This window comes from Tenacibaculum agarivorans (assembly GCF_001936575.1).
GTDB lineage: Bacteria > Bacteroidota > Bacteroidia > Flavobacteriales > Flavobacteriaceae > Polaribacter > Polaribacter agarivorans.
In genome coordinates, this window is sequence record NZ_MSMP01000020.1 from 17889 (window position 1) to 36616 (window position 18728).

An 18728-nucleotide genomic window follows, 5' to 3' on the forward strand; every position below is an offset into this window, starting at 1 on the left:
TTTATATTTAATTATCTCTTAATAAAACGCTTAGTTACCGCTTTTCCATTAGAAATAAACTTCACAAAATAAGATCCTGTAGCATATTCAGAAACGTCAATTGTTAATTTATCACTAACCTTTTTATTAGAAGTATACATTATTTGTCCTGTAATAGAGTAGATTGTTACTTCGCTGAAATCACCATTTAAAATCTCTATATTCAAGCTACTTAATGTTGGGTTTGGATATAGCTTAATATTTCTTAAAGATTCTTGAGTGAATTCTATTAATTCTTCATTAGGTGTAGAAACCACTTCTTCTTCTGCTCTTGAAGTACTAGTTACATTATCTCCACTTATAGTAATTAAATCAAAATATACTCTATCTGCATTACCACTAGCATCACAACGTAAACGGAATCTGTTACCAGAGTTGAAATTGTAATCTGCAGCATTTAACGTAATGGTGTCAGTGAAAAATTCTTCATTATTATAATCAACACCAACAACATAATTACCAATTACTTCATAAGATGAACCATTAAAGAATTCTACAAAGAAGTCTTCACCAGTTTCAAAACTATTAATGAATGCATGGAATTCAAAAGTTACAGTATTATTACCTGTAAGGTCTAATACAGGAGATACTGTGTTCGATGTACTTGTATCATCTCTAAGTCTTATAGAAAAACTTCCGTCAAATGATCTAGCAGCATTATTCACACGTGCACAGTCACTTCCAGGGTCACTCCAACCTTGAAGTCCAGTTTCAAAACTATATCCAGCAATTACACCTGGTGTTCCGCCACCACCGGTACTAGTTTCTAAATTGATAGTATAATCTTCAACTTCTCCATAAGTAAAGTTCTCACAAGAAGTAGGGATATCGTTATACTTCATAGAAACTCTCATTCTCACAGAAGTAGCCGAAGTACCAGAAGGAACAGTAAATGTACCACTATTGGTAGGATCTGAAGATGGAGCTTTAGACCAAACTAATTCACCACTATCAGTAAAATCACCATTATTATTATAATCTATCCAAACAGCATATCCTTCATTATAAACAGTTCCTGTCCAAGTTGGAGTTACAGTTATAGTATATTGTTGTCCTTCACTTAGATTTGTAGAAATACCTGAAAAATCCGAATAAAATTGCGCTCCAGAAGTATTATTTATAGTGTTTAAAGTTACATTACTAATAAACTCATCATTTACATTATTACTAGAAGAAGCACAATAAGTAACTTGAGCCACTAATGTTGTAAATGTTGTACTAATACTACCAGAAACATTTCCAGCAGCATCTTGTGCCACTATAGAAGCAGTATATTGTGTAGTTGGAGATAAACCTGTTACATTAAAAGAAGTTGTACCAGATGTACCAACTTGATTTCCATCAATAGAAATAAGGTATCTAGCAACAGCTACATTATCAGTTGCAGCTGTCCAAGTTAACGTAGCTCCAGTATCACTAATGTTTGAAGCAGCTAAGTTAGAAGGATCAGTAGGAGCTTCAGTATCTGGTGGCCCAGCAGGTTGCATTTCAAATGTACCAATAACTCCTTTTCTCCCGTTATTCATATACTCAGTGATGTACCAGAAAGTACTATTATTAGATGGATCTACATCTATTTTACTATAGTCTCCGTAACGTGTACCTGGAATATTTTGATTTCCATTAGCAATTAATCCTTCTATGGCAGTCATTGCACCTAATGGATCTCCATCAGATCTTCCTGTAAAATAAGAACTAACTCTAGTAGTAGTTGAACTTGATGAACTCGATAAAGAAGTATATCCCATACCAATATTTCCACTAGCATCCATTGCTAAACTAGCGTTCCAAGCATGTCTACCGTCAGGAGCATTATAAGTACCTTCTTGGTATAAAGACCAAGGTTGGTTATCACCAGTTTGACGGAATTCCATCCAACGTACACCTGCCAACTTACCTGAAGAAGCATCAGTATCTACCACAAAATTGAATACTGCTGAATTATGAGTAGCAAATTTTCTGAATTGTGCTTGATTCATAATTGTAGCTTGTAATGCATCAATAGTAGGTCCTCCATTAGGTTGAGGTAAATTAGAAAAACTTCCTCCATCAAATACACCAATAAAAGGCGTAACAGGAATTTCAGTTGGGCTAGAAACTGTTGAGTTAGAAGTATTATTCCAGTCAACATCTATTGTCCATACTTTTACATGATCAGTTGAAACACCAGCCCATGCATTGTCTTGCATATATACTACAGTAGCACCTCCAGTTGCTGGTAAATTATTGTCAGTAACATTTAATACTTGAGGACTATAAAAACCGCTAGTAGCAATGTTAGGTAAGTTAAAACCTAAAATACCTGCATTAGTATCACCATTTAACATAGCAGCTCTATCTAAAGCCCAAACTCTATTAGATCCTGAAGTATTATCAGTAATGTAATATCCATCACTCCAAACAGATAACTTTTGATAATCTTGTATTTGGGTAATATTATAGATATACCATCCAGAAGTTAATGGATCTGGGCCATCAGAAACAGCTATTTGTGCACCACCTCCTAAAAAAGATAGTACCCATCTGTCAGCTGCATTATCATAAGAAACAGTTAAGTCACAACATCCACCTGATGGGAAAATAGCTGGATTTGGAGCAGTTTCTCCTAATAATTCATTTCCTTGCTTGTCGTAAATCATAAAACCGGTGTTAAAAACAACCATAACATGGTTTGGTCCTACAGCTAAAGACGGATCTGTAGGTTGTGAGTTTGAAGAGTAAGTGTCAAACACCAAGCCTGCATTGGCCATTTTTACACTTTGCTCTCTTGGATGTCTATTTCTTCTAAAATAGTCATCTTGGGTCTGAGGGTCTTGACCAGGAATGATTACACTTCCCATAGACCTTTTGTCTTTTGCCTCTTTTTGGACGTTTACAAACGGAACTAAGTCTGCAGATCTAGTGGACATAGGAGTGACGTATTCCACTGAAGAAATCGTTCCGCGATAAAAAGGTTTGTTGTTGGTTTCTTGAGCTATGGCAATAATAGCCCATAAGAATAAAACAATGGATAATTGTTTTTTCATAATGATAGGGTTTTGGTTAATTAATTAACATAAAGTTAACTAAAAAAATCTAACAAAAAAAGGTTAATTTGTTGATTTTTAAACAATTGATATTTTAGAAGAATTTATTAGTGTGTGTATTAAAGAGCTACACTGCAATTGAAGAGATTATGATCACATTAAAAGTAGTCAAAAAAAATTACTTAAATGTATTTTTTATCATTTGAAGCCAATCTTTTATTTCATGTGTATTTTCAAAATAACGATTTGCTTCTTTAGCTATAGCTTGAAGTATATATTCATCATCATCTATTGTGTTCAATTTCTCAAGAGTTAGTGTATTGATTTCTTCAGAATTATCAGAAATATATTGTTGGACCACTTCGATATCAGATAAACCATCTAAATCGGCATCAGGAAAATAACCAGCAAAAAAATCAAAAAGTAAGGGATGAGTATCTTGTAATTGTATCATCAGGAAATTGAATTGTAAAAATGAACACTCTAAAAATAATAAACTTCTAGAGTGTTATAGGTATTCGAAGGATTAAAAAATTAATTTGGATAAGCAGTAAGTATTCTGTATCCATATCCAGAGCAATTTCTTCTGTCTAGAACAACTCTAAATCTTCTAGTACTATAAGGATAAGAAGATCCTCTTCTTAAAACTTTACCAATATTACGATGATGTGAATAATCTAATACTAATCTAGAGCCACCATTACCATTTAACCAACTATTAACTCTACTACTATTTCTACTTATCGCATTATAAATGACTTGTCCAGCTTGATTTAATTCATAAAAAGTACTCGCTGCACTAATACTTGATGTATTTAAACGATTACGTAGATAAGCATCAGATTTTTCTATGTGTCTTTCTATAGTATGTCCACCACAATTTTCATGTGTAATTAAAAAGCCAGATCCTCCTCTTGAAGCTACTGTTAAATTTTCAATAGAGTTTGTGTTTTCAATAGAAGTAATTACTTCATTATCATTAGAAATAATTTCTCCATCTTGACATGCACTAAAAGAAGTAGTAACAAGTAATCCTAATAGAAATAATTTGAAGTAATAATTCAGTTTTAAAAGTTTCATAAAATGTATTTTAATGGTTAATTAATGTAGCCAAATGTAACTTTGTAATGAAAAGAAATTATTAGGTATGCTTTAGGATTGTGTTAGTAAATTGTAAAATGAAAAAACATACATTAGGCAGGGAAAACCTTAATTTTGAAATGAAAGTCAGTGAAATAGAAAAAGCGGTTAATTTCTTTATTTATGAAAGAAATATAGATACATACGAAAATGAATGAACAACAATCAGAAATAGGTTGAATAGTAATCAAAAAATAGTAAGCTTTTTAAGTAGTTACTTTTAAATTATATTTTAGCATCAGTTTTAGAGTAAATAAATACGTATGAAAAGACTAATTTTAAAAGAAACCACTTACTAAAATGAAAAAGATTTTTTTTTATATCAGCATTACATTGTTTTCTATATCAATAAAAGCTCAAGTTTATAAAGGAAACATACAATTTAAAACTCAAGAAGAACTTGAAGAAGCTTTTAGTAGTTCAGGGGGTCTGTATAATAGTATAGATATAGATGGTTATATTATAATAGGGGATAGATCAAATAGAAGTAATATTACAAGTTTAAGCTTCTTCTCAAAGATCAGAAGAATAAAAGAAGGAGTCTATATTTTCAACAACCCAGAATTACAATCATTAAGAGGATTACAAGCGCTAAAGAGTGTGTCAGAAATAGAAATAACAGGGAATTCTGGCTTGAAAAATTTGAATGGACTCGAAAATTTAGAGCAAATAGAAAGTTTATGTAAAATCTCTCATAATACTGCTTTGGTTTCTTTGAAAGGATTACAAAGGTTAGAAAAAGTAGGAGAATTTGAGCTATTTTTGAATAAAAGCTTAAAAAGCTGTGAAGGTTTAGAAAAATTAACCACTGTAAAAACAAATTTCAGCATAGATGATAATGATGAGCTATTAAATATAGAAGCATTAAATATCAAAACTATAGGGAATGTGTTAAGTATTAAAAACAATAATAAGCTAGAAACATTAAAAGGCTTAGAGCATATAAAAATACTTAATAACCTCATTATATCGGGTAATAGTAATATCAGTACTCTGAAAGGATTAGATAATTTAAAACGAATAGTAAAAGGAGGAGCTTTACTAAGAGGAAATGATAAATTAATCACCATGGAAGGACTTCATAACTTGATTGAAGTTGATGAGTATTTAGATATTTGGTCTAATAAGAGTTTACAATCTCTATCAGCACTAAAGAATTTAAAAAAAGTGGGAGGAGAACTTCATATAGCAGAAAATCATATATTATACGACCTGCAAGGATTAGAAAACATAAATCAGATAGGAAGTTTGAGTATTCGTGAAAATAATGATCTACAAGATTTTTGTGCTTTGAGTATTTTTTTTAGAAGCATAGCAGTAGAAGATTTTAAAAAGAAGTTTGATATAAAATACAATAAATTCAATCCAAGTATGAGTGCTTTAAAAACGAATCATTGCATTTTGGGTAGATAATTAACTTTTCTTAATAATAGCTATGAGATCGTATTTAAAAACTTGCTTTAATTTTTTAAAAAAACACAAGAAGAAATCTATTGTAGTTATCATACTGTTGATTATATATTATTTTTCACTTCCTAAAGAATTATTTAAAACTCCAACATCTACTGTGGTAGTATCTAGTAATGAAGAATTATTGGGAGCTACTATTGCCAATGATGGTCAATGGAGATTTCCAGAATTAGATTCTGTTCCTTATAAATTTCAACAATGTATTATACAGTTTGAAGACGCATACTTTTACAAACATTTTGGGTTTAATCCAGTATCAATTGGTAAAGCTCTGGTAGAAAACAGTAAAGCTAAAAGAGTAGTTAGAGGAGGAAGTACTATAACACAACAAGTAATTCGATTGTCTAGAAAAAATAGAAAAAGATCTTATGTAGAGAAAATAAAAGAACTATTCCTAGCCACACGATTAGAGTTTAGACATACCAAAGAAAAAATTTTAAACCTGTATGCTTCTCATGCTCCATTTGGAGGTAATGTGGTAGGTTTAGAAATGGCTGCATGGAGATATTACGGTTTACAACCTTCTCAATTATCATGGGCAGAAAGTGCAACATTAGCTGTACTGCCTAATGCACCATCTTTAATTTATCCAGGAAAAAATCAGGAAAAGTTAAAGCGGAAAAGAAATGGATTGTTACATAAATTATATTCTAAACGTATTATTGATAGCTTAACGTATGGATTAGCTATCGAAGAAGAATTACCGCATAAACCTTATAGATTACCTCAAGTAGCTTCTCATTTTGTGCATGAAGTAAAAAAGAAACATAATGGAGAAAAAGTACATAGTTCAATAGATATTTTACTACAAAAACAAGTAAATAATCTTGCAAAGCATCATTATGAATTAATGAAGCAGAATGAAGTATATAATTTATCAGTTCTTGTTTTAGATGTAAAAACAAGAAAAGTATTAAGCTATGTAGGTAATGCTCCAACAGATGTTAAGCATCAAAAGGATGTGAATAATATAATATCTCCAAGAAGTACAGGAAGTACTCTAAAGCCTTTTTTGTATGCCCATATGCTACAATCAGGAGATTTATTACCCGCACAATTAATAGCAGACATACCAACTGAAATAGCTGGATACACACCTAAAAACTTTGATTTATCTTTTGATGGAGCGGTACCAGCTAATGAAGCATTAACACGTTCACTCAATATTCCTGCTGTACGTATGCTGAGAAGTTACGGATTAGAAAAGTTTAATGAAATTTTAAAAAGATATAAAATTAAACATATTAATAAATCTGCAGACTATTATGGTCTATCATTAATTTTAGGTGGTGCAGAAGCTAGTTTGTGGGATTTGTGTAAATTATTTGCAGGATATGCGGGTACAGTTACTCATTTTGAAGAGTTAAAGTATCAATACTATAGTAATGAATTTATAGAACCTATATATATAAATGATATACAAGTCAATTATGGAAATACAGAGGCAAATCCAAATTATATAGATGCAGGATCAGCCTATTTAACGTTAAATACGCTAACAGAAGTAAATAGACCATTAAGTGATCAAGCATGGAAGTATTATGATTCTTCACAGAAAATAGCATGGAAAACAGGAACTAGTTTTGGAAATAAAGATGCTTGGGCCATAGGAACAACAAAAGATTATGTTGTTGGGGTTTGGGTAGGAAATTCAGATGGAGAAGGTAGGGCAGATTTAACAGGAGTAGGAAGTGCAGCACCATTATTATTTAAAGTTTTTGATATTTTACCAAAATCGGATTGGTTTTTAGAGCCTTATGAAGATTTAATAGAACAAGAGATTTGTATAGAGAGTGGCTGTATAGCATTACCTATTTGCAGATCTACTACAAAAAGAGTATCTAAAAATGGAGTTAGAGCAAAATCATGTCCGTATCATAAAGAAGTTTTATTAGATGAAACAGAGACTTTTAGAGTTAATACAGGATGTGAATCTATTAGTAACATGGTAACAAAACCCTGGTTTGTATTACCTCCCTTAATGGCTTTTTATTATAAACAAAAGAATCCTAATTATAAGAAATTACCAGATATGAAGTTAGGATGCTCAACTATTGAAAATAATAAAATTGATTTTGTATACCCAACAAAACTAAAGTCTAGATTGTCTTTAACTAAAGATAGTGATGGAAATACGCAACCTATTATTTTAAAGCTAACCCATAGTAATGCTACAGCAAAAATTTATTGGTATTTAGATGATCAGTATATAGGTATTACAGAAGATTATCATGAATTACCTGTAGTTCCTGTACAGGGTAATCATATAATTACTGTAATAGATGATTTAGGAAACGAGCTAAAAAGATATATTGAGATATATTAAGTAATTATTAATCTTAAATAACGTGAGTTCGATTCAAGAATATATTTTTAAATATGTAAATCAGTCGATAACGTGTTTACGATGAATGAAACTCAGTGAAGTGAAGAAGTGATCTATTAATTTAATAACGAAAATATCATTTATAAGACAAAGATTGCTTCATCCGTTTCACTGCTTTGCAAAGACTTCTTTATTTACAAGGGATTCAAGGTAAAATTACATCGAACTCACGTTAAATAGCATAAAAAAACCGAAACTTATATGTTTCGGTCTTTAGTTTCTTAATCTTTTTTCTTAATTCTTTATAACAATCTCCCCATCAAAACTTAATGAATTAGTAATTGATAATTGCATAGTAATAGTTTTTCTGTTAAAATATGTTAACAAGAATGATGCCGAAATACTATTTTATTTAATTTTTTAGGATTATTACGTTAAAAAAATAAGATCAGCCGTATTAATAGAGGTAATTTGATAAATTCGTTAGCTTAAATTCAACATCTGAAATGAAAAAAAAACTATTCTTATTTAGTGTTCTAGTATTAAGTGTATTTACAATTACGGCTCAAGAGAAAGAAACTGAAAAAGGTTTTGCAGAGAAAGATATTTATATCTCCGGAACTTTGAATTATAGGAATTTTAGTGAGTCCAATACAAGTTCTGAATCAACAGTATTAAGTGTGAGCCCTTCATTAGGTTATTTTGTATCCGAGCATATTGCATTAGAATTGGGATTAACAGTTGGAACAAATGAAAATTTTGGAAACTTTGGAAATAGTGAAACTAGTACTTTTGGTATAGAAATAGGAGGAAAGTATTTTTTTACACCAAACAATAGATTTTCATTTACAGCAGGAGCAAATATTTTTTACAGAAGAACTAGTAATGAGAGTAGTGGAGTAGAACAACCAAGTATCAACTCTTATGGTTTTGAAATAGCTCCAGGATTAAATTATTTTATATCTAAGAAATTCGCATTAACAACTTCAATAGGCATGTTGTCTTACACAAACTCTAAATCAGAGCAAGATGGAGCAAACGCTTTTAATACTTTTGATATTAATTTAGACTTCTCTAATATAAACCTTGGAGTTTTATATAAGTTTTAGGTTTTTTACTGAAAACTTATTTTTATTGATTTATATTTAATTTAAATTGTATTTTATTGAATTAAAATCAATGATTTTTGACTTTTACTTTTGATATTTTTAATTTTAGCGATAAGTATCTTATTTTGATACCGAATAATTAATCTTAAAAAACTATTATCATGTTAGAAAACATTCAAAATTTAGGAAATGAATTAAGTAAAAATCAGCAAAAGAAAGTTAAAGGAGGTTTCGGTACTATACCATGTAGATCAAACAGAGATTGTTGGGATGCTTATGCTTTTTTAGGTCCTGGAGATGTTTCTTGTAGAGAGAATATACTTGGGTTTGGATTTGAAAGAGTATGCACGTTCAATTAAGAATTAATCACTTTTTTACAACCTCGCTTTTAGCGGGGTTTTGTTTTTTAAACCATAAATTTATTAATAGTCTCAAAAAAATCTTTTTTATACGTATCTCCTATAGGTAAGTTCTTAGAATTAGATAGATATACAGTCAAAGAATCTGTTTTAAGTATATGTGGTAATGCTACAATGTATGACTTATGAATTTTAATAAACTTCTTTTTCGATAACTCATTTTGAAAATGTTTTAATGTATTATACGTTATAATTTCATCGTTTTCTAGATGAATGGAAACATAGTTTTTCAAGCTTTCAATATAAATAATGTCTTTAGTATATACTTTTATAAAGTTATTTTTTCCATCTGTTTTTACAAAAATAAATTCATTAGTATCGGTTTGAATATTTTGAATTTCTTTAGGTTTTACTTTTAAAACAGCACTATAAAAACGTTCAAAATCAAAAGGTTTTAATAAATAGTCTACCGCATTAAGTTCATAACTTTCCAAAGCAAATTGAGGATAGGCCGTAGTAAAGATAACTTGTATTTTATCTTTTATAATTTTAGATAATTGGATGCCAGTAATAGTTGGCATTTGAATATCTAAAAAAATAACATCAAGTTCTTCTTTTTCTATAACTGCTAAAGCTTCTATTGGATTAGTTGTACTACCTATTAATTCTATGAAAGGAACTTTTTTTACATAAGATTCTAACAAACGAATTGCAGGTGCTTCATCATCAACAAGTAAACATTTTAATTTTTTCATAACACTCACTTTTTTAAAGGAATTTGTAAATACGTATTGTATTCAAAATCATTTTGATTTACTTCAAAAATATAATTATTATCAAATAGTAGCGATAAACGTTTTTTTAAATTCTCTTTACCAATTCCTTGAGTACTATAGTTCTTTACATGTGCAATCTTATTTTTTGCATTCAAAGTTAAATGCTCATCTGAAATGTCAATATGAATATGAGCAGGAGAGTTAGCTTCATTAACAATTCCATGTTTAAAAATATTTTCTACAAAGTGGATAAGCATTAAGGAAGGAATTTTATAGTCATTCACTTTTCCCTCAATAGTAAAATGAATAAATAGATTATTTTCAAACCGCTTTTCGTAGAAAAAGATATAGTCTTTAATAAATTTTAATTCTCTTTCTAAAGGCATATAATCTTTTTTAGCTTCATAAGTTAAGTATCGTAATAGTTCAGAGAGTTTATGAATTCCTTTTGCCGTTTCTGGTTGTTTTTCTGCTAATTCAGAATAAAATACATTTAGGGTATTAAATAAAAAATGTGGTTCAAGTTGGTTTTTTAATGCTCCAAGTTCTGCTTTTTGTTGTTCTACTTCTAAGAGTAAGATTTTACTTTTATTTTCTAAAAAGAGAAAAAGGAGGTAGATAAATGTACTGAGGAGAATAACTTTAAGACTATAATAAGAATTATCAAAAATATAAAACCAAAAGGTCCTACTTTCTGGAGCATAGTTATGAACTCCAGTAATACTATACATGATAATTTCTTCTAAAAAATAACGAATTGCAGGAAAAATAAAAAACAAAGAGAGTAGTCCTATAATGAAGTATATCAGGTTCTTATTACGTAAAGTTTTAGGGCATATAAATTTAATATTCAGTGCATACACAGAAAAAAATGTAATAAAATAAGTTATAGTTAAAATGACACCGAAAACGGTAAATTTTTTAACGAATTGGTCATGTCCCATAGTTACATATCTCCTGAAAATATTCATAAAGACAAGAATAAATCCTAAGCATAAATGAAACTTGATGTTATTTTTTATTTCCATGTTTCAAATGTAATTATTAATGTAAACAAGTACTCAAGCTTCAGTACTTGTTCTTACTTTCTTAGGACAAACAGGTGAAACTACACAACAAAATAGATCATATAAAGATTTCTTACAGTTGTAGGGTAAAAGTGGAGTTTCATATAATTTAGAACCAGCAGAAGGGTGATCTGGATAGTTTTGAAGTGTAAAACATAAAAATCTAGGTCATGAAATTAATAAAAACAATACTTATCAGTCAATTATTTTTTGGAGCGCTATCTTATGGACAACAATTAAATTTGGATAAAAATTTAGACGAACTAGAAAGTAAGAAGAAGAAAATAGAAATATTAAACTTTGGAACATTTCATATGGGAGCAACTTCTGATGCCAATACAACAGAGTTTGATGAACATGATACAAAAAATCAAAAAGCTGTACATAAAATAGCAGCTATGTTAGCTAAGTTTAAGCCTACTGTTATACTTGTAGAAACAGTACCTTCATACAACACAAAACTTCAAACATTATATAATAGCTATGTAAACAACCCAAAAACAAAATTTAAAAATCCTGATGAGGTAGAACTATTAGCTTATGAATTAGGTAGATTATCAGGAACAAAAAGAATCTATGGTATAGATCATAAAATGAGTTATAATTATTTAATAGGTGAGGAAATAAAGAATACAATTGATGCAAAATTACATGATGAATACTATAAAAACCCCGTTCCTTATCATACAACTGTTGAGGTAGATATGGATAAATTGAGTTTATTAGATCAATTAAAATTAACTAATCATAAATTATACTTAGACTTTTTAATTACAGTAAATGCAGATATGTTAACGCATGTTGGTAGTGAGAAAGGATTTGAAGGAGCAGATGAAGCTGCCAAATATTACCAGAGGAATTTAAGAATGTACTCTAACTTGAATAGAATAGAATTGAATGAAGACGATAGAGTATTCATTCTAATGGGAGCTAGTCATACTGCATTTTTTAGAGATTTTATAAGTAGAAGCCCTAAATATAAAATGATCAATACTTTCGATTATCTTAAATAATACAGAAATCCACAAAGTAGAATTATTTGAGCAACATAATAATGATGTTTGTCCTCTTTTGATGAATTGCCTGTTGAGAATTTAATTACTTTAATTGAAGAAAATCAATACATAAACAACTAAAAAATGGTAAAAAACATTCAAAATTTTGGAAAGTCATTAACAAAAAATCAACAAAAAGAAATTCATGGAGGTTTCGATAATCCAGGAGGTAGAATTTGTAATAGACATACAGATTGTTACGGAAGTCACCCATTTTTAGGTCCTGGTGATATCTCATGTAGATACAGCTTTGGTGGCGTTAAACGTTGTATTTTCAATTAGAAATACAATGTGAATTTATCTAATATGATTTTAGGATAGTCTATTTTAAGTATTTAAATTAAAATATTAGGTAATTTCAAAAAGAAACCTCGCAATTTGCGAGGTTTCTTTTCATTATAACTTTTTTCTTAAAATAGTATTTCATGTAAAAGTAATTAGAATCTGTAGGATAATGATAGCTGAGCCCCACCATTACCTAAACCAAAATTGTATATTGAAATATCTCCATTAACTACATCAGTATCTCTAGTGTTAGTAGAGTTTCCTGTTGTATAGCTAAATCTTGGTAATAATTCTACACCAAAGGCTAAATTATCATTGAAAACATAATTAACCCCTATAACACCTGCTAAAGAAGGCGTATAATACGTTCTTTTAGACTCAGAAAAAGTAATGCCGTCATCATTAGTGATTTTTGATTTACTATAAGCAAAAGCAACATCAAAACCATAACGGAATTCAAGGTTCTTAGTAATACCTTTTCTAAATTCTTTACCAACACTCACTTGTGCACCTATATTAAAGTTTTCATTATCTCCTTGAGTTGCTCCATTAGTTTCTGTTTTGGAATTACCTAAATTCAGAGCAAGAGTACTAAAGCGCCATAAGTTTGTTGAAGTTCCTGTTTTGTAGGTAAATCCAAAGGAGTTAAGAGAAGAGAAGTTGATGCTTACCTCTTTTCTTTTTTCTTTTTCTTGTCCAAATGATACGCTCATAGCACCGCATAAAAGCAATAAACTCAGTAAAGTTTTTTTCATAATTTTTAGTTTTAAATTTATTTAATAATTAGATCTAAAACTTACCAAGAATAATACCAAAAACAGGGATTTTACTTGAGTTGTAGAACTTTAACAATTATATAGCAATAACAAGTTTTATATCGTATTTATTCTGAATTGATTACAAAAAAAAGCCATCAAAAAATTGATGGCTTCTTATATGTATGTGAGTTTTTTTATAAGTGAATTACTTCATCATAAGCATCAGCTACAGCTTCCATAACTGCTTCACTCATCGTTGGGTGAGGGTGAATTGCTTTTAATACTTCATGACCAGTAGTTTCTAATTTTCTACCTAAAACAGCTTCAGCAATCATATCAGTAACGCCAGCTCCAATCATATGGCAACCTAGCCATTCACCATACTTAGCATCAAAAATAACTTTTACAAAACCTTCAGGAGTTCCAGCAGCTTTTGCTTTACCAGATGCAGTGAATGGGAATTTCCCTACTTTGATATCGTATCCAGCTTCTTTAGCCTTTTCTTCAGTTAAACCAACAGAAGCTATTTCTGGAGTAGCATATGTACACCCAGGAATGTTTCCATAGTCAATAGCTTCAGTATGTAATCCTGCAATTTTTTCTACACATGTAATTCCTTCAGCAGAAGCAACATGGGCTAGGGCAGGACCAGGAGTAACATCTCCAATGGCATAATATCCTGGAATATTAGTTTGGTACCAATCGTTAACTAAAATCTTATCTCTATCAGTAACAATACCAACATCTTCTAAACCAATGTTTTCAATATTGGTTTTAATACCTACAGCAGATAAAACAATATCCGCTTCTAAAACTTGTTCTCCTTTTTTAGTTTTTACAGTTGCTTTAACTCCATCTCCAGAAGTATCAACTGATTCTACAGAAGAGTTAGTCATTACTTTAATACCTGCTTTTTTGAAAGAACGTTCCATTTGTTTAGAAACATCCTTATCTTCTACAGGAACAATGTTAGGCATATACTCTACAATAGTTACTTCAGTACCCATTGAGTTATAAAAATGAGCAAACTCAACTCCAATTGCTCCAGAACCTACAACAATCATAGATTTTGGTTGAGAAGGTAAACTCATTGCTTCACGATATCCAATTACTTTATTACCGTCTTGAGGTAAGCTTGGTAATACACGAGAACGCGCTCCGGTAGCAATAATAATATGATCTGCTTCATATTCTGTTACCTTTCCATCTTCAGCAGTAACATCTATCTTTTTACCAGGCTTAATTTTTCCGTATCCTTCAATTACATCAATCTTGTTTTTCTTCATTAAGAACTGAACACCTTTGCTCATTCCTTCTGCAACACCACGACTACGCTTAACTACAGCTTCAAAATCTTTATCAATAGCTTCAGCCTTTAGTCCATATTGATCTACATGCTTTAAATAGTCATATACTTGAGCAGATTTTAATAAAGCTTTTGTAGGAATACATCCCCAGTTTAAGCAAATACCACCTAAACTTTCCTTTTCTACTACAGCTGTTTTAAAACCTAGTTGAGATGCTCTAATAGCGGCAACATAACCTCCAGGTCCTGTTCCTATTACTATTACGTCGTATTTCATATTTTACAGTGTTTTATTTTTAGTTGTTTTTATTTCTATGTTTTAAAGCCACAAAAACTTTACAGTAGCAAAGTTACAAAGTTTTATAGCTTTACCTGTCGATACATCAATTACATTCTTTCAGGAACATTAATCCCTAATAAACGGAATGCAGATTTAATAGTATCAGCTACTTTCTTTGATAGTTGAACTCTAAATATTTTTTTATTTTCATTTTCTTCACCTAAAATGGAAACATTTTGGTAAAAAGAATTGAATTCTTTTACTAAATCATATGTATAATTAGCAACAACTGCAGGTGAATAATTTTTAGCAGCCTGTTGAATTACTTCTGGATATAATTCTAATTGCTTGATTAATTCCTTTTCTTTTTCATGCAAGTCAATACCTGAAATAGTTGTAGAATAATCAAATGTAGTTTTTCTCAATATTGATTGCACTCTAGCGTAAGCCATTTGAATAAATGGTCCAGAATTTCCTTGGAAATCTACAGAAGCTTGAGGGTCAAACAAAATTCTCTTTTTAGGATCAACTTTTAAAATGAAATATTTTAAAGCACCTAACCCAATGATATTGTACAATACTTCCTTTTCTTCATTAGAATATCCTTCTAATTTTCCTAGTTCTTGAGAAATTTCACGAGCTGTATTGGTCATTTCATCCATTAAATCATCAGCATCTACAACCGTTCCTTCACGTGATTTCATTTTTCCAGAAGGTAAATCTACCATCCCATAACTTAAGTGATATAACTGCTCTGACCAGTTGTAACCTAACTTCTTTAAGATTAAGAACAATACTTTAAAGTGATAATCTTGTTCGTTACCTACAGTGTATACCATTCCATTTAAGTCTGTAAAGTCTTTAGCTCTTTGAATAGCCGTTCCAATATCTTGGGTCATATATACTGCAGTACCATCAGAACGCAAGACTAACTTTTCATCTAAACCATCTTCAGTTAAATCACACCAAACAGAACCATCTTCTTTTCTAAAGAATACACCATCTTTTAATCCTTGCTCAATAATATCTTTTCCTAATAAATAGGTATCACTTTCGTAATATAGTTTATCGAAATCTACTCCAATGTTTTTGTACGTTACATCAAATCCATCATATACCCAACCGTTCATTTTCTTCCAAAGTTCAACAGTTTCAGGATCTCCAGATTCCCACTTACGTAACATTTCTTGTGCTTCAATAAATATTGGAGCTTGCTTTTTAGCATCTTCTGCAGATAGCCCTGCTGCGACCATGTCGCCAATTTCCTTTTTGTATTCTTTATCGAACCTTACATAGTAATTACCAACCAGTTTGTCTCCTTTTAAGCCAGTAGAATCTGGAGTTTCTCCATTACCGAAACGCTTCCAAGCCAACATTGATTTACAAATGTGGATTCCACGATCGTTAATAATTTGTGTTTTATATACTTTATGACCAGCTGCTTTTAAGATTTCAGAAACGGAATATCCTAATAAAACATTACGAACATGACCTAAGTGTAAAGGCTTGTTGGTATTTGGAGAAGAATATTCAACCATTCTTGCATCCGAATCAGAAGTTACATAACCATACTGCTCATTAGTTGCAATGCTGGTAAAGAAGTTGATGTAAAAACTATCATCAATAACTAGGTTTAAAAATCCTTTAACTACATTGAATTTTGAAACTTCTTGAATATTTTCAACCAAGTAATTCCCTAATTCTTCACCAATTTGTACAGGATTTCCTTTTTTATATCGAAGTAGTGGAAAAATAACCACAGTAATGTCACCTTCAAAGTCTTTTCGAGTGGCTTGAAACTCTACAGATGGAATTTCAGTATCATATAGTTTTTTAAACCCTTCCTTAACGTTCGCTTCTAATAACGATTGTATGTTCATTGATTGAGTAAATTCGTTTAAATCGCCAACAAAATTACATAATTTTATTGGTTTATGTAATTCGTTTATTGGCTATATTACTGTAGTTTTGCAATATGGATAAAGACTTACCGAATCTTAAAGAATTAGCGCAGGAAAAACTACAAGAAAATAAGAAGTATTTTCAAAAGTTAAAAAAGCGTACACCTAAACGTTTAGACCTATTAATGCAGGATTTACATGAGGAAGAGTTTGAACGTACTGATTGTTTAACTTGCGGAAACTGCTGTAAAACTACTAGTCCAATGTTTACTTATAAAGACATTGAACGTATTGCTAAGCATCTAAAGATGAAAGTAGCTGATTTTGTAGCGCAGTATTTACGTATTGATGAGGATGATTTTCATGTGTTGAAAACTTCTCCATGCCCTTTTTTAGATTTAAATGATAATACATGTTTTATTTATGATGTTCGTCCGAAAGCATGTGCTGAATATCCACATACCAATCGCAAAAAGTTTATACAGTTAACCAATTTGACTATTAAAAACACAGAAATTTGTCCTGCTACATATAGAATTGTAGAAAAGTTAAAACAAAAATTACCAATTTCATAATTTTATTAACCTCGGTAAATTTTTAAGGATCCTTTTTTTAGTAACTTGTCGTTAAAAAATTAAAGGTAAATTTATTATGGAGGTCGTAAAGAATTATTTTGAAAATATGCCTACACTACATAGGAGTATGATATTAGTAGGTGGAATCGCTTTTTTCTGGTTAGTGGAAAGTGGTGTTCCTTTATTTAAGTTTAAATATAACAAATGGAAACACGCATGGCCAAACCTATTTTTTACAGGAACTACTGTAATTATCAACTTTATTTTAGCTTTTTTACTGCTACAAACCGCATTTTGGGTAGAAGAGAATAATTTTGGATTGATTAATTGGTTACCAGAAATGCCACTATGGGCTTATTTTTTACTGGGTATTTTGTTTTTAGACTTTTTTGGAGCCTACCTTGCTCACTTTACAGAGCATAAAATAAAACCATTATGGATGGTGCATCTGGTACATCATTCTGATCACAAAGTAGATACAACTACAGCTAATAGACATCATCCTATAGAAAGTGTTATTCGCTTCATATTTACCTTGATGGGAGTTTTCTTAGTAGGAACACCCTTTTATATTATCATGCTATATCAATCACTTTCGGTAGTGTTGTCTCAGTTTAATCATGCTAATTTTAAAATGCCAAAAAAATTAGACAAACTATTGAGTTATGTAATTGTATCTCCAGACATGCATAAAGTACACCATCATAACTTATTACCATATACTGATTCTAATTATGGAAATATTTTTTCTATTTGGGATCGTTTATTAGGTACTTACATGGAACTGGATCGAGAAAAAATAGTGTATGGAGTAGATACATTTCCTGATGAGGTTAAAAATTCAGATTTAGTAGAACTGTTAAAGCAGCCTTTTCAAGGATACCGAAAACCCACAAATTTGGAAGAATTATAAAACAAAAACGCGCCACAAAGGGCGCGTTTTTTATTATTTTCTAATACCGTCAGCTGGATATAAATATCCTTTTTCCTCTTCTTTTGGTGTTACTACAGCTATAGGTGCACAATGTACAACGCTTCCAGATAAATCGGTATCTGATACAAACATATGATTACCTTCACCCCAACATAAATATTCTTGGGTCCCTCCGTTGATTGTGGTTAACTTATTTTTTTCTAGTTTTTTTACTCCTTTTTGATTTAAAATATCTTTCAACATAATTTTTAAGTTATAGATTATCCCTACTCATACGCTTTTCGGTTTCCGCGATCACATTTTGTGATGTTAAACATATAGG

The 18728-nt window shown here is 30.5% G+C and carries 17 protein-coding genes; 8 read left to right on the forward strand and 9 right to left on the reverse strand.

Annotated elements, in window-relative coordinates:
* Positions 1-11: 11 nt before the first annotated feature.
* The 3 genes from BVC87_RS14995 to BVC87_RS15005 form a co-directional block, all read right to left on the reverse strand.
* On the reverse strand, positions 12-3065 hold the full coding sequence (locus BVC87_RS14995; RefSeq protein ID WP_075343210.1) for a GEVED domain-containing protein: 3054 nt from the start codon (positions 3063-3065) through the stop codon (positions 12-14).
* A 178-nt stretch (positions 3066-3243) separates the two neighbouring features.
* Positions 3244-3519, reverse strand: a complete 276-nt coding sequence (locus BVC87_RS15000) for a hypothetical protein (RefSeq protein WP_075343211.1) — start codon at positions 3517-3519, stop codon at positions 3244-3246.
* A gap of 80 nt (positions 3520-3599) precedes the next feature.
* Positions 3600-4145 (reverse strand): RNase A-like domain-containing protein, encoded by a 546-nt coding sequence (locus tag BVC87_RS15005; protein ID WP_075343212.1) that lies wholly within the window; start codon positions 4143-4145, stop codon positions 3600-3602.
* Positions 4146-4505: 360 nt separating this feature from the next.
* Here BVC87_RS15005 and BVC87_RS15010 point away from each other — a divergent pair, with 360 nt between their 5' ends.
* The 4 genes from BVC87_RS15010 (at position 4506) to BVC87_RS15025 (ending at position 9469) form a co-directional block, all read left to right on the forward strand.
* Positions 4506-5618, forward strand: a complete 1113-nt coding sequence (locus BVC87_RS15010) for a hypothetical protein (protein ID WP_075343213.1) — start codon at positions 4506-4508, stop codon at positions 5616-5618.
* Positions 5619-5640: 22 nt separating this feature from the next.
* Complete coding sequence (gene pbpC / locus BVC87_RS15015) at positions 5641-8001, forward strand: penicillin-binding protein 1C (RefSeq protein ID WP_075343214.1); 2361 nt, start codon at positions 5641-5643, stop codon at positions 7999-8001.
* Positions 8002-8507: 506 nt separating this feature from the next.
* A complete protein-coding gene (locus BVC87_RS15020) occupies positions 8508-9110 on the forward strand; it encodes an outer membrane beta-barrel protein (RefSeq protein ID WP_075343215.1) in 603 nt (200 codons plus the stop codon).
* A 161-nt stretch (positions 9111-9271) separates the two neighbouring features.
* On the forward strand, positions 9272-9469 hold the full coding sequence (locus tag BVC87_RS15025) for a hypothetical protein (protein ID WP_075343216.1): 198 nt from the start codon (positions 9272-9274) through the stop codon (positions 9467-9469).
* Between the two features lie 47 nt (positions 9470-9516).
* On the opposite strand, the gene BVC87_RS15030 is transcribed toward BVC87_RS15025, so the two are convergent.
* Together BVC87_RS15030 and BVC87_RS15035 are read right to left on the reverse strand one after the other, a co-directional pair.
* Positions 9517-10224 (reverse strand): LytR/AlgR family response regulator transcription factor, encoded by a 708-nt coding sequence (locus BVC87_RS15030; protein WP_075343217.1) that lies wholly within the window; start codon positions 10222-10224, stop codon positions 9517-9519.
* Positions 10225-10229: 5 nt separating this feature from the next.
* Positions 10230-10976, reverse strand: coding sequence for a sensor histidine kinase (locus tag BVC87_RS15035; RefSeq protein WP_159439366.1), 747 nt, complete (start codon positions 10974-10976; stop codon positions 10230-10232).
* A gap of 506 nt (positions 10977-11482) precedes the next feature.
* Here BVC87_RS15035 and BVC87_RS15040 point away from each other — a divergent pair.
* Entirely contained in the window at positions 11483-12325 is an 843-nt protein-coding gene (locus BVC87_RS15040) for a DUF5694 domain-containing protein (RefSeq protein WP_234974680.1), read from the forward strand.
* Between the two features lie 126 nt (positions 12326-12451).
* Complete coding sequence (locus tag BVC87_RS15045) at positions 12452-12649, forward strand: hypothetical protein (RefSeq protein WP_075343219.1); 198 nt, start codon at positions 12452-12454, stop codon at positions 12647-12649.
* A gap of 155 nt (positions 12650-12804) precedes the next feature.
* Here the strand turns inward: BVC87_RS15045 and BVC87_RS15050 are convergent, their stop codons facing one another.
* From BVC87_RS15050 to argS, 3 genes are all read right to left on the reverse strand, one after another.
* The gene (locus BVC87_RS15050) at positions 12805-13407 is read right to left on the reverse strand and encodes a hypothetical protein (protein WP_075343220.1); all 603 of its coding nucleotides are present in this window, start codon (positions 13405-13407) and stop codon (positions 12805-12807) included.
* Positions 13408-13604: 197 nt separating this feature from the next.
* The gene (lpdA, locus tag BVC87_RS15055) at positions 13605-14993 is read right to left on the reverse strand and encodes a dihydrolipoyl dehydrogenase (protein WP_075343221.1); all 1389 of its coding nucleotides are present in this window, start codon (positions 14991-14993) and stop codon (positions 13605-13607) included.
* A gap of 110 nt (positions 14994-15103) precedes the next feature.
* On the reverse strand, positions 15104-16876 hold the full coding sequence (gene argS, locus BVC87_RS15060) for an arginine--tRNA ligase (RefSeq protein WP_075343222.1): 1773 nt from the start codon (positions 16874-16876) through the stop codon (positions 15104-15106).
* Positions 16877-16971: 95 nt separating this feature from the next.
* On the opposite strand from argS, the gene BVC87_RS15065 reads away from it, so the two are divergent.
* Positions 16972-17472 (forward strand): YkgJ family cysteine cluster protein, encoded by a 501-nt coding sequence (locus BVC87_RS15065; protein WP_075343223.1) that lies wholly within the window; start codon positions 16972-16974, stop codon positions 17470-17472.
* Positions 17473-17548: 76 nt separating this feature from the next.
* A complete protein-coding gene (locus BVC87_RS15070) occupies positions 17549-18385 on the forward strand; it encodes a sterol desaturase family protein (RefSeq protein WP_075343224.1) in 837 nt (278 codons plus the stop codon).
* Between the two features lie 33 nt (positions 18386-18418).
* On the opposite strand, the gene BVC87_RS15075 is transcribed toward BVC87_RS15070, so the two are convergent.
* Entirely contained in the window at positions 18419-18649 is a 231-nt protein-coding gene (locus BVC87_RS15075; protein WP_075343225.1) for a hypothetical protein, read from the reverse strand.
* Between the last annotated feature and the right edge of the window lie 79 nt (positions 18650-18728).